At 61.5% G+C, this 12,001-nt stretch carries 10 protein-coding genes; 1 reads left to right on the top strand and 9 read right to left on the bottom strand.

What is annotated here, in order from left to right:
* Positions 1-446: 446 nt before the first annotated feature.
* The 5 genes from BSY17_RS04745 to BSY17_RS04720 form a co-directional block, all read right to left on the bottom strand.
* Positions 447-1,361, bottom strand: a complete 915-nt coding sequence (locus BSY17_RS04745) for a HEPN domain-containing protein (RefSeq protein WP_069064619.1) — start codon at positions 1,359-1,361, stop codon at positions 447-449.
* 12 nt (positions 1,362-1,373) lie between these two features.
* Positions 1,374-1,793, bottom strand: coding sequence for a type II toxin-antitoxin system VapC family toxin (locus BSY17_RS04740; RefSeq protein ID WP_069064618.1), 420 nt, complete (start codon positions 1,791-1,793; stop codon positions 1,374-1,376).
* A complete protein-coding gene (locus BSY17_RS04735) occupies positions 1,793-2,041 on the bottom strand; it encodes a FitA-like ribbon-helix-helix domain-containing protein (protein WP_069064617.1) in 249 nt (82 codons plus the stop codon). Before BSY17_RS04735 ends, BSY17_RS04740 begins: the two co-directional genes overlap by 1 nt.
* Positions 2,042-2,619: 578 nt before the next feature.
* Positions 2,620-6,372: a conjugal transfer protein TraG N-terminal domain-containing protein gene (locus BSY17_RS04725; RefSeq protein WP_069066792.1), complete on the bottom strand. Its 3,753-nt coding sequence runs from the start codon at positions 6,370-6,372 to the stop codon at positions 2,620-2,622.
* Positions 6,373-6,396: 24 nt separating this feature from the next.
* Positions 6,397-7,818 (bottom strand): conjugal transfer protein TraH, encoded by a 1,422-nt coding sequence (locus tag BSY17_RS04720; protein ID WP_069064615.1) that lies wholly within the window; start codon positions 7,816-7,818, stop codon positions 6,397-6,399.
* Between the two features lie 107 nt (positions 7,819-7,925).
* On the opposite strand from BSY17_RS04720, the gene BSY17_RS04715 reads away from it, so the two are divergent.
* The gene (locus tag BSY17_RS04715; RefSeq protein WP_069064614.1) at positions 7,926-9,092 is read left to right on the top strand and encodes an ATP-binding protein; all 1,167 of its coding nucleotides are present in this window, start codon (positions 7,926-7,928) and stop codon (positions 9,090-9,092) included.
* Between the two features lie 23 nt (positions 9,093-9,115).
* On the opposite strand, the gene BSY17_RS04710 is transcribed toward BSY17_RS04715, so the two are convergent.
* From BSY17_RS04710 to BSY17_RS22105, 4 genes are all read right to left on the bottom strand, one after another.
* Positions 9,116-9,634 (bottom strand): hypothetical protein, encoded by a 519-nt coding sequence (locus BSY17_RS04710; protein ID WP_335681338.1) that lies wholly within the window; start codon positions 9,632-9,634, stop codon positions 9,116-9,118.
* Between the two features lie 74 nt (positions 9,635-9,708).
* Positions 9,709-10,611 (bottom strand): conjugal transfer protein TraF, encoded by a 903-nt coding sequence (locus BSY17_RS04705; RefSeq protein ID WP_069064612.1) that lies wholly within the window; start codon positions 10,609-10,611, stop codon positions 9,709-9,711.
* Positions 10,608-11,207 (bottom strand): S26 family signal peptidase, encoded by a 600-nt coding sequence (locus tag BSY17_RS04700; protein WP_069064611.1) that lies wholly within the window; start codon positions 11,205-11,207, stop codon positions 10,608-10,610. Before BSY17_RS04700 ends, BSY17_RS04705 begins: the two co-directional genes overlap by 4 nt.
* Positions 11,179-11,718: a type-F conjugative transfer system pilin assembly protein TrbC gene (locus BSY17_RS22105; protein ID WP_335681337.1), complete on the bottom strand. Its 540-nt coding sequence runs from the start codon at positions 11,716-11,718 to the stop codon at positions 11,179-11,181. Before BSY17_RS22105 ends, BSY17_RS04700 begins: the two co-directional genes overlap by 29 nt.
* Positions 11,719-12,001: the final 283 nt, after the last annotated feature.

Genomic DNA, 12,001 nt, shown 5'->3' with positions numbered 1-12,001 from the left:
CTATGTTAAGCGAGCGAGCGGGAACAGTTTCGTTGATCCGCAAAAATGCCGCGAGGTTAGCGTTGTCCTTACAGGAAAGTGGATACGCGAGCGTAGAGACGGAGGCGTGGCTAAAGGCCGTGCGCGATGATGCACTGCCGGAAGTGCGGCATGCCCTTTCGGCAACCGATGCATGAGCAGCATCTTGCTTGTGCCCATTCAAGCTTTTTCGATGAGCCTGCCGGCGCAATGTAGTGCCATATCACGGCAGCTTGAACGACCGCCCTCGAAGGGGTGCTGGTGGGCTGCGAATGACGACTATTGCGGCGACCGCAGGCTGGGCATGGAGAACTATTCAACGTCCGCTATCGCCTTCTCTACGCTCCAAAGCGGACTGCGCACAAAGTCCCACTTCCAGTCATAGTCAGCCTGCGGCTGAACGGCACTTCTGGCGCACTAATGGTCGATTATGCTGCTGCTTCTAACGAGGCAATTTTCTCGCTGCAGACGATATGAATGACGCGGCCCAGTTCCTCGACCTGCGTGCCGAGCCATTTCAGTTCTTCTTCGCTGATCGCATAATGTTTGGAGTAGCGCGCCTTCACATAGGCGTCCTTGAGCTTCTCGAACATTGCCCGTTCGGCCCGTGTTTCGCGTGACCAGACGTTGAACAGGCGGAAATCGAGCCTCTCAGCTTGGGTACGAAGGAAGCCGAGGTTATGCACGTGTGGGGTATAGAAGGTCGAGACCAGGAGGACGCAGTGATAGAGGCGTTCCGCTGATTGGTGGAGAATGAAGGCTGGTTCCTTGGTACGTCCGTCGGAAATTAGATCGCGGGCGGATTTGAGATAGACCAGGGCGCTGGGAAACCACTCTTCAAAATATTCCTTCGCCATGGCTAAAGCTTGTTTTGGTGTTTTTGGTTTCGGTTGGTGGAGTTCGCTTTCATCGGCTTGGTAGAGCGCAATACCCTCGCTGGCGACGTCCATGAAGAAATAACGGCCATGGGCAAGCCCGTCATTCACCTCCTGCAAGGTGTGGACAATGAAGTTGACCGGGGTTTTGAGCGTCTTTGTGATGACCAGTTCGCGCATCAGCCGCTCGTCGGCCTTCGCCCAATATTGAACCCGGTCGGTGAGGTCCTTCTGGTTGACGATGATAAGCAGGTCGTAGTCGGACTTATAGCCCTTGGCGGTATGCGGCTCATCCACCCATCCGCCTCGCGCATAGCTGCCATAGAGAATCATCTTGTGGATGCGACCCGCCTTGCGCTTGCCGGTCGCAAGGTTGTTGGCGTCCCCGAATTCTTCGAAGATGATCTGCACCACGCGCTCAAGTTCGCGCTGCTTGGGGGGAGGGAGGTGGGAGATGTCTGTTCGCATGATTTCAGGCCGTCAGTGCGAAGTCCAAGGATTGATGACAGCAACGCCAGCGGCATCGAATGGAGCGGTATCGCGGGTCGCGACGGAAAAGCCGGTGGCCGCTGCGATAGCGGCGATGTAGCCGTCTGGGGTTGGAAAACCTTGTCCGGCTGCACGGGCATGGGTGGCAAGGGTGGCGTAACTTTGCGCTGCCTTGGTCTCAAATGGTAAGATGCGGCCGCCGAACAATTTCAGAAGGCCGTCCAATGTGGAGGCAAGCGCGTTTTTGCGCTTGCCCTCGGGCAGCGCCGCAATCCCGAACAGTAGCTCGGCGAGGGTCACGCTCGTCAGGAAAAGTGTTTCTGCCGGCTGCCGATTGAGCCAGTCGGTGACTGATGGATCTGCCGACGGTCTCATGGCCTCCGAAACGACATTTGTGTCCAGAACGATCATCAATCGAAGCTCAGGGGGGTTGCAGGCTCACGCTTTTTACCAAGCCAATCGGCGTCATCGTCCGTCAAGCCCGCATCCCGCCCGATCTGGGCAAGAGCGTCACCAATGTGGAGGCGGTCAGATGGCTTGACAGCCTTCTCCAGAATGTCGCGGATTTCCGCTTCTGCACTCCGTCCGTTGGATGCTGCACGCGCGCGAATAGCCCGATGCACCTCGTCAGGCAAATTTCTCACCGTCACTGATGCCATCTAAGCCTCCTGATACGCATGAGCGAATTGCTATCACTTTACCTTCTATGCTATCATTTGCAAGGAGGATGCGCCAATCCGGCGACATCTCTTTGTGTGGGGCAGCCGAAGTTGGCTATATTCCGCGCGAGGTATGGAACAATGAACGAGACAGGTACCGCTTCTGACCTTCAGCCGTTCAAGCGCCCCAGAGCCCGAGATTGGTTCTGGCGGCCCTGGTATGCGAAACTCTGGTGGTCTCTCATCATTTTCGCTCTGGTCCTGGGCTGGACGCTGCCTCGTGATGTCCTGCTCGCTCATGAGGGGGCCATGTGGTTTATCATGGTCTCGGTTCTCAATCCTTACCTGGTCATCCTCGGGCTTGGTTTCGGGTACTTTCGAGCGGCCTGGAGATACAGATACGGTCCAATGGTCGCGGTCAGCGAAGAGGAATTTCCTGAAGGCAATCGTGGAGGATACGGATTGCGGCGCGGAAGTAATCCCACAGATCCGTCGGACACTTATTGGCACTGGCACCCGGCAAACCCAAGAAGCTTGTACCAGTATAAGCAACGGCTGGATCGCATTTTGCGGAAGCCCTAGCGCTTCTTGAAAGTTGGATCCCCATCTACGGGACTACCGCTGATATCTCCGGAGAAGCGACCCTTACTCAATATTTCTGACTGTTCGAACGACGTCATTGGAGCCGCACCATCGAAAACACCTCGACCCGCGTCAGCTTCGCCTAAGTAACGATTTCTAAGCCCATCCGGCCCAAGGATTCCAAGTCCTAGCTGCCTCACGAATGCCTGTTCAGGCTTGGCTGCTCGAGAAGAAAGTTCCTCAGCGTTAGCTATCGCGGCTCGGACATCATAGTTCACGATATCGACACTTGAAGTTGCGTCCGTAGTTCCAGAGCCGGTATCCGACGTATTTCCAGCCAATTGGAAACCAGCCTGTCCCGTTGCTGTCCGTCCACGAGAGGTGCGTCGACCACTGTCTTTTTCGCCTAATGATATAGAACGTCCGCTAGTTTCCGCACCTACAGTGACATTATTTGATATCTGATGTTGTGCACTGCGGCTGAGCGACCGTGTCCACCCGGTCTGAGTCATCACCGCCTGCACGTCGCGCTGCAGGGTATCAGCGACCTGGGGTTTCAGCCGCCAATTACCGTGACGATCCATTTCGAACCCGCCCTTGAGCCAGTTTGCCATCATGGCGTGGCCTTCAGCGCCGCCGCCTAGGAAATGCTCGATCGTGTCAGGCCCCGCCTGCTTTCCTGCCTCAAAGCGTGTGCTGGTGTCGTTGCGGGCGCTCGTCTCGAACCCGGCGCTGGACGAGACGAGCAGGTCGTTGCTGGCGAAGCTAAAACGGGCGTGGCCGCCATTGGCGACGGCGCCTAACTGGCTCTCGTTCAGGAGGCCGGCTTTCCACATCTGGGCAGCCGTTTGTGGGGAAAGGTTGAGGCTGAGGTCGCCATTCTGGTCCATCGCGATCTGCCGCTTGGTCATCGCTATGCCATTGGCCTGCAAGAGCCCCTGCATGCGGGTCAGGCGTTCCGCATCGACGATATGGGTCAGACGATCGTTCCTTGCCCGGTCTGCAATTCCTTCCGCGCCACCCTCAGCCATATCGATCTGGTTGCCGGCGGTTTGCTTAAGGGTCTTGATGAAGCTGTCGAGATGTGTGGCCTGGCGCACCGACGTCCCGGCAGCCGCCGCACCCTCGGCGAACCCGAAATTCTCCGACTGCCGTCGCTGCTCGCCGATCCGGGCCGCACTGCGCGTGCCTTCGGGACCGACCTCGCGCTGCGCGTCGAGCTTGCCCGACCGCTCCGCAAAGTCATAACCCGCCGCTTCCCTGGTTCGCCCATAGACGCTGGTGCCCTCGCGCGCCGCTTCGGCGGTCGCGCCATCGGCAGTTCCGAGCTGGCTCGCCGCGGAATAGGTGGCGAGGGCCTTTTCGACCTGGGCTTCGTTCCGGCCGGTCGCGCGGGCGAGTTGGGTGACGGCGGATGAGCGGGCTTCGCCCGAAAGCGCGGTGATGAAGCCGATGCGGCGGCTGGTTTCCTGTAACGGCAGACCCAGCATTGCAGAAGCGTCGCGCTGGCCCTGGTTGGTGCCAGTGCGATGGGCCTGCTCTGTCGCGACATTGGTGCGTTCGATGCCCGAGACGTCAACGCCCGCGAAATCACGTCGACCCTCCATCGCGCCCACCTGCACCTGCGCGCCGGTGAGGTCATTCCGCATCATGGCCTCCTGGTCATAGGCATTGGCGATGATCTTGCCGAATGTCGGGTCGCTCGATGCCTCGGCGATGATGCTCGAGGCCTTGAGCTGCGCGTCGGCCTGGCTGTAGCCACCGCGCTCATAATGGCGCGATGCCGCCTGATGCATCATGCCATAGGCCCGCTCGTCCCCGAATGCCTTCCACTGGACCATCGTCTGGGCAAAGGCAGCAAAGGCCTGCTCGCCTGACTGCCCCTCGCCGAAATAGCGATTGCCCAGGGTGCGCAGCGCGTCCTTCTCGGCAAATTGATGGATCGCGGCCGTCGTGGCGTTCGCACGAACTGCGCGCGCGGCCGCGGGGCTGGACAGATCGCCCTTGGCGAGGGCAGGGGAGAGAGCCCCCATTTCCCGCTGCGCGTCGAGACCGCCCAGCCCGAGCGCAGTCTGGCCGGGCGTTACCGGGCTGCCCTCGCCAATGATCGTGCCTGCCTCGCCGAACGAACGTGACGCGGCGAACGAAGTCCGCTCGCCAAAATCGCCAAACCCGGACGCAGCCACCTTGCGGTGCGCCGTGCCCATCGCCGAACCCTGCGCCTCAAGCGCTGAGGCATAGCCTTCGCTGGTCGCCATCGGCGATGCAGCGCCTGCCGCCTGGGTATGAACACCCATCGATGCGCCAGTGAGCGAACTGAACATGTTGCCCGAGAAGCGAAATACCGTGAATACGAACGCGCCGGCCAGGCCGGCCGCTGCCGTCCGAAACGTGCCGAAGATGGCCAGCGCTTTCATTGCCGAGGAGGGAGCAAGCATCCAGGCATTGGCCGCCACATGATTGGCACGCATCTCGGCCAGGACGTCCATGGCCCGGCCAAGGGTCAGCTGATAGATGCCCGCATCGATCACGCCCCAGAGCGCCACGAACACGAAGAGCCCCAGCGCATAGGAGAGAACACGCAGATTGATTGGCGTGAGCACGAACAGCAGCGCGACCGGCACCATGAACAGCATGATCCCGAATATCGTCGCGCGGATCGTCGGCATCCATTCATTGGCCGCCGACATGGTCGCAAGCCCGTCGGAGATCACCGCGCGGTTCGCCATGACACGCGCAGCCGATGCCGGGGAGTCCTCGAACAGAACATCGCCGACGCTCGTGCCCAGCATGACGTCGGTCATGAAGGCTGCAAGCGACAGCGGCGTCCCCATCATCATCTGGCCCATTTCCCCCAGCTGACTGCGGCAGCGGGCGAGCTGTCCCGCATTGTCGACGTCGAACCCGGTACGGATGCAGGCCTGGCGGACATAGGCGTCGAACAGGGTCGGCTCGGCCAGGCGTGTTGAAATATGATCCCAGGCGTCGGCGCAGCTCATGGTCACGCCGCCCTTGTCGGTGGGCGTGTAGACGGTCGAGAAAGTGGCCGGACCCGCCATCGCTGCAAAGGCCGCAGGCAGATCGGTGGCCGTCCGGAACAGCATGTCGTCATCCACCCCATAGGCAGAGGATACGCGCGCGACCGGATAACATTGGCGCACATAGTCCTTCACCGTCGCGTCGAGGAAGGTGTCGGTCATAGGCCCACGCGGCGCCGCGGCGTTGAAGAAGAGATTGAACGCATGGCCGCCCGCGCCGAACTCCAGCTTGGCATTGGGATCGAGCACATTGTCGTCGATTGTCTCGGCAAGCGCGCGTTCGATAAGGTTTGTGGTGCCCGCGACGAGGACGAGGAGATTGGGGACGTCGCCGACCGGCTGATAGGCGTTGCGAACCCGGTCATAGACATGGACCGTGCCGGTGGTCGCCACGAACCCGACGAACAGCCCCACGCCCATCAGGATGTGGAAGCCGAAGGCGACGAGCCCCATGCCCTGACCCCTGATGCTCGCCAGCACGGCGCCCAGCGCGATCCCGGCGACCGCCATGATCAGCACCAGCGTCTCGTAACGGGGATCGGCAAATATCATCGATACGAGGCGAAATGCATCTACCGTTTCCTCAAAGCCGTCATAGCTATGGTAGCTCGCCTCGAGGGCCAGGGCAGGGGAGGGTAGGAGGAGGGTCAACGTCGCGCCGATCCAGGCGATCGGGTTGGCAAGGGCAGGGCGAAGGGCAGTTTGAAGCATCGGGCGCATCTAACGGCTCCCCATTCAGCGATTGCGGGTGGCGGCTACGCCGGCGGCATTGCGGGCATCGAGATCGCGCTGGCGCAGGAGCCCGGCATAGTTGGCCGACAGGTTCGCCTGGTTTAGCGCCGCCAGATAGGATTGCCGCATCTGCGCGCGCTGCCGCAGCACCTCCTCGCGCAGGTCGCGCAGCTGCTCGATTCCCTTGGTGAGGATCCGGGTCTGGCAAATATTGGCGCTCGCGCCGTCCGCGGCGCCCGCCGCGCTTGTGCCGCGCTCGGCATTGGTAAGCGTAAAATCGATCGTGCGGGTGAGGTCGTTCAGCATCTGATAGGCAAGGGTCAGGGCGACCAGCTCATCGGTGTCGGCGATCACCGAGCCGACCACGCCCTGGCGCACGCCCCATTCGAGCATTCGGTAAACAGGCAGGGTGCGGACATTGGCGACGAACTGGCGCTCTTCTTCCGACAATGCAGCCTTCGTCTTGATCTTTCCCGCAATGGCCTCGAGCCGTTCGCGCGACAGCGCCAGCGCGCCCTTGGTCCCATCGGCCGAGCAATCGTCCGCAGTCGCAGGCATGTTAAGTGCGCGCTTCTGGACCTTGCCGGATAGGAAATCGTCAGGGGACTCGCTGTCTTGCGCCGGGCAGGCCGGGATCGCGGAGAAGAGGGGCACCTTGTCGTTCGCGTCCCAGCGCATATAGACGTCGCCGACCCGCGCGCGCATGACGCTCGCCCAGCTGCTGGCGCCGACCCGGGCGGCCGCGTGGGACAGGAGCGAGCCGGTGCGGAAGATGTCCGTCACCTCAGCCGGGCAGTTGGCCAGTGCGTCCTTGAGATCCTCCGTCGGATTGTTGGCGTTTGCCTCGATCTTCTCGCGGCTTTGCTGGTAGCTTTTGGCAAAGCCCTGTTTGACCGAGCGATAGCCCGTCATTTCCTCGATGATCCCCGACATATTGTCGTCGCCCTTGCCGATCTGCACCATGCGATTGGCAAGCCGACAGTCATTGACCTGGATGGAATTGAGATAGTTGGTCGTTGCCTCCATCTTCGAGATGATGTTGCCCATCTTCTCATCGAGCGTCTCGAGCAGATATTGGAACGCAACGGCAGGGGCGGCCTGGAGGATGCTCTCGAGCTTCTGCACCAGATAGTCGGGATCAAGGAATGACATGCCGCCCAGAAACATGTCGATGCCGCCGCACCCCGCCTTCACCTTAGGGACTGTCAGGCTCATCAGATAGTCGTTATGGACATCGACCCGGCCCGACATGCCGCCGGCCGTCACATAGCCGCGGGTCTGATCCTCAAAGCTTCCGGGACTTGTATAGGTGACATTGTCGAACCAGCTTTCCGCCCAACCTTGCGCCTGCGCCGGTGAACTGACGCTACATGCCGCAAGCGTGGCAATACCGGCAGACAGGGCATGGTGACGCAGACGTTGCATGGCTGTAGACCTCTTCTAGAGAAAATGGGAGTTTCATCGGTCCGCCAGGTCCGCAGGGTTTGTAATTTAACCTTGTAAATTTGGAAATATATTCCAATAATGCGAGGATGATTGAACGGCATATCGCAACAGATTTGATCGAACGTCTGGCTACGACACCAGCAGTGGCGCTGCTGGGACCGCGTCAGGTGGGTAAAACCACGCTGGCGCTCGAGATCGGCAAGACGACCCCTTCGCTCTATCTCGATCTGGAATCCGACGCGGATCGTGCGAAGCTGAGCGAGCCTGAGCTTTATCTCTCGGGGCATCAGGACAAGCTGGTGATCCTTGATGAAGTGCATCGCCTGCCGGGGCTTTTCCAGATCCTGCGGGGATTGATCGATAGTGGCAGACGCGAAGGCCTTACATCCGGCCGCTTCCTGCTCCTGGGTTCGGCATCGATCGATCTCCTGGCGCAGTCGGGAGAAAGTCTGGCCGGTCGGGTCAGCTATCTTGAAATGGGGGGACTCGATGCCCTTGAGGTAGACGCGCAAGCGATGAACAGGCTGTGGGTACGAGGCGGGTTCCCTGACAGCTTTCTTGGGGCCAGTGACCGCTCCAGTCTGCGCTGGCGGCAGGACTTCATCCGCACCTATCTCGAGCGGGACGTGCCCATGCTCGGCCCCAGAATAGCCGCCGAGACATTGCGGCGCTTCTGGACGATGCTGGCCCATCAGCAATCTGGCCTGATGAACGCTTCGGACTTTGCACGAGGCCTCGGTCTCGACTCCAAGACAATTGCCAACTATCTCGACCTGCTGGTTGATCTGCTGCTCGTTCGCAGGCTGGAGCCCTGGCACAGCAACACCGCCAAGCGGCTCGTCAAATCGCCGCGCATCTATGTACGCGACAGCGGCCTGGTCCATGCCTTGCTTGGCCTTGGCGACGAAGAGGCGGTTCTTGGGCATCCCGTGGCTGGCGGTAGCTGGGAGGGCTTTGTTATAGAAAGTCTGATCGCAGCGGCGCCTGAAGGCAGTCTCGCCAATTTCTATCGCACCGCCGCCGGCGCAGAGATCGATCTTCTGATCACGCTGCCAGGGGGCGATTTGTGGGTCTATGAGGTAAAGCGTAGCCTTTCGCCCAAGGTCGAACGCGGCTTTCATCACGCGTGCCAGGATCTGAGGCCCCAACGCCAGATCGTCATCTATCCTGGCAGCGAGACCTACCCCCTTTCTGCGGACATCATGGTGATGCCGCTTGAAACGGCCGGCCAGATGCTGCGCGCGCGCGCATGATCGAAGAGCGCCTGCACAGTTCATCACCGGGGTGCCTCTGCTGGCCTGCTTGCTCCAACAATGCCTGAAAATTTCGACATCGCCCGCACGCCCACGGACGGCCTGACGCCTGTCAGTATTTTGGCGGCCAGATAGGCATTGCGAGCCAGATTGGCATCGAGATCGGTGCCGATCGCTATGGGCACAGTACGGTCCTCATCATCAAGCGGGCGTACCCAGGCCACCGGGTGACCAACCCAGGGAAGCCCCAGTCGCCCCGACCGCAAAAGCGCGCTCTGAGTGGTGATCGTGTGCACCCGCCATCCATAGCGCGAGCGAAACCGGGCGAGCCGCGCCCAGAGGTCGGCACAGGGAATGCAGCCTGGTGCCGTGCTCATCTCGATCAGGAACAGGCTGGAACTACCGCGCAGTGTCTGGGCGAGGTCAGGCGGGAAATCCTTTGTTGCCGGTATGCGTGCGATCCAGGCCTGCAGGTCAGGCACGCTTGCAACAGGATGTATCGCTGCCCGGCGCGCCAGGTCCCTGCCTGCCTCGGCAGCCATCGCGATGCCCGGACCAAGCGCGCAAAGCCCGGCCATGACCGCAATAGTCGATCGCCTGAGGCTACTGCTTGCCCTCATCGCTCGTCGCCCCCGATGGTGATGCTCGACCTTTGGCCATCCGGCGCCAGACTGGATGCAGCGACGGGCCCATTGGCCAGGGCATCGAAAAAGCCGCCTTCTTCGCCAGCGCCCGTCATGAACTGTTCGGGTCGGATATCGCCATTGAGCAGCCTGACTGCCTGATAGGTCATTTGCGAGAGGTTCGGATAAGCCTCGACGCCGCTTGCAATCACCATGCGCTGTGCGCTGTCGCGCCGGATCACCATCGTCGTCGGCGTCACCTCGACCCCGAACCGCGATCCTAGTTCGGGATGAGCATCAAGATCCTGCCGGATCACCTGCCAGCCATAATCCTCCTGAAACCGCTGGACGATCGGCCATTGCACCCGGCAGTAGCCGCAACTCTCCCGGCTGAACATGACGAGGGCATATTGCCTTGCCTGTCCGCGCAGATAGGCCCGGCGAACTGCCTCCTTCTGGGCACCCAGCGCGGCGCGCGCATCGCCGACCATGGGATTGGCCGACTTGGCATTGAGCTCGGGATGGGTGAGCATCGCAATCTGGGTGACGCCGGCAAAAGCCCTGGCCTTGCGCCGGGCGAAATCCTGCAGCCGCCAGAAGTCCGATACTGCGTCCACGGTCAGCACGGTCGCGGCATAGTCGCGCTGAGACTCGATGAGTTTGCGGATTCTCGGTGGGGTCCATCGGGCAAGCTCGGCCATCGGCGGGATGACGGGTTTAACGAGCGGCCCATCCTCCATCTCGTCCGCTTGCGCCTTGGGCGCCGGCGGTGCCTCGTACCACCAATAGCCCTGGCGGACCTTCGTTGACGGCGGCGGTGCATCCGCGCTTCGCGCGGCCTTCGGGACGAGGGCAAGTATGCCCGCCGCCACGAATAGGGAAACCGCGCGCTTCACAGCACCCGCTCCATCCGCACCAGTTTTGCGATCGGGACCAGGCCGAAATAACGGCTGTCGAACCCGTCCTTGTAGGATGAGCCAATATAGGCCCGGCCTTCAGGGATCGGCCCGCTTTTCCAGCGAAAATAGTCCAGTCGCTTGCCGTTCCTCCCATAGGCTTTGCTGACACCCAGGAGGTTGCCGTTGCAGAAGAAGGCGGCCTCTATGCGTCCGGAAAAGCGATCGGACCGCATGGTGAAGGACGCAAGATGGTCACCGGGCAGGCATAGCGCATATTTGGTGACATTGACCGGTACCGGCCCGGCGAGGGGATGGCGCAGTTCGAACATCACCAGATCATGCCGGGCGATGGTCCCAGGCGATTTACGGACAGCATAGGCGTTGATCGAGGGGCTGCGGACCCAGACCAGCTGGGGCAGCGCCCACCAGACGAACAAGGCAATGGCCGACACTATAGCCATCGCTTTCCATAACCGTTCCGGCATGGCTGGCTGATCGGGACCCGCTTGTCCCAAGGCTTCGGCGGCCCGCCGGGGCAGGTCGCGGACAACGGGCCAGCCGAGCCTAGCGGCGTTCCAGGCGAGTCTGAGCATCGCGCACCTCCTCTTTGCCGCCGAGGCGGGCATAGGCTTCGAACATTCCGGTGAGCGCCGCATCGCCATAGACGAGATGCGCGGCTTTGGTAGAGGCGGGTCCTTCCTCCTCCCGCTCGCAATAGGGCTGAGTCGGATCGCCCGGCAGAAACCCAAGCGCGGGTACCCTTGTGACGCCATGCTGCCGGAACAGGATCGGATCGACGATCAGTTGCACATTGCGCATGGCGCAAGCCGGGCCCTCGCAGCCTGGATCGAGCCGCAGGATCTCTGCCGAGAGCTTCGCCATCGGGCCGACCTTGGTGAGCCCGCCGGGCATGCCACGAAATGCAAGGACCCCGTGCGCGCGCTCGAGCTGCCCGGCGTAGTTCCGCAGCGTCGTGATCGGGAGTGAAGAGGAAACGAACAGGACCGGCACCCAGGATCGGGGGGCTGCGGGCGCGACCGCGTCGACGATCGCCTGTGCTGAGGGCGCTTCCAGGCCCAGGGCTTGCGCCAGCCGCTTGCCCATCGCTTTACGGTCCCTCGCAAGCTGCGCCTCGCCTGCCAGCCGGGCCGCTCGTGCGCGTTCTTCAAGAACAGGGGAGGGCTTTCGAGATCGCAACGCCTCAAAGGCCCGTTTGCGCATCGGTGCGGAGGATGTAGGCGGAACAGGCGAAGGAGACCGCGCCAATGGTGCCTCACTCTGGCGGGTACGCGCGCTGGCCAGAGCCTCCATCGCTTGTGCGCCGGTTGCAGGCGCGCCGATCGCGGGACCAGGGCCTGATTCTTGCTGTTCTTCAGCCGTCTGGGCA

The sequence above is a fragment of the Sphingobium sp. RAC03 genome, assembly GCF_001713415.1.
Lineage (GTDB): Bacteria > Pseudomonadota > Alphaproteobacteria > Sphingomonadales > Sphingomonadaceae > Sphingobium.
The sequence above is the reverse complement of the archived record's forward strand: the minus strand, read 5'-3'. Positions and strand labels throughout refer to the sequence as shown.

What these genes read in the sequence shown, in the direction of transcription:
- BSY17_RS04745 (WP_069064619.1), bottom strand. Translation starts at nt 1,361, where the DNA reads ATGCGAACAGACATCTCCCACCTCCCTCCCCCCAAGCAGCGCGAACTT.
- BSY17_RS04740 (WP_069064618.1), bottom strand. Translation starts at nt 1,793, where the DNA reads ATGATCGTTCTGGACACAAATGTCGTTTCGGAGGCCATGAGACCGTCG.
- BSY17_RS04735 (WP_069064617.1), bottom strand. Translation starts at nt 2,041, where the DNA reads ATGGCATCAGTGACGGTGAGAAATTTGCCTGACGAGGTGCATCGGGCT.
- BSY17_RS04725 (WP_069066792.1), bottom strand. Translation starts at nt 6,372, where the DNA reads ATGCTTCAAACTGCCCTTCGCCCTGCCCTTGCCAACCCGATCGCCTGG.
- BSY17_RS04720 (WP_069064615.1), bottom strand. Translation starts at nt 7,818, where the DNA reads ATGCAACGTCTGCGTCACCATGCCCTGTCTGCCGGTATTGCCACGCTT.
- BSY17_RS04715 (WP_069064614.1), top strand. Translation starts at nt 7,926, where the DNA reads ATGATTGAACGGCATATCGCAACAGATTTGATCGAACGTCTGGCTACG.
- BSY17_RS04710 (WP_335681338.1), bottom strand. Translation starts at nt 9,634, where the DNA reads ATGGCTGCCGAGGCAGGCAGGGACCTGGCGCGCCGGGCAGCGATACAT.
- BSY17_RS04700 (WP_069064611.1), bottom strand. Translation starts at nt 11,207, where the DNA reads ATGCTCAGACTCGCCTGGAACGCCGCTAGGCTCGGCTGGCCCGTTGTC.
- BSY17_RS22105 (WP_335681337.1), bottom strand. Translation starts at nt 11,718, where the DNA reads ATGGGCAAGCGGCTGGCGCAAGCCCTGGGCCTGGAAGCGCCCTCAGCA.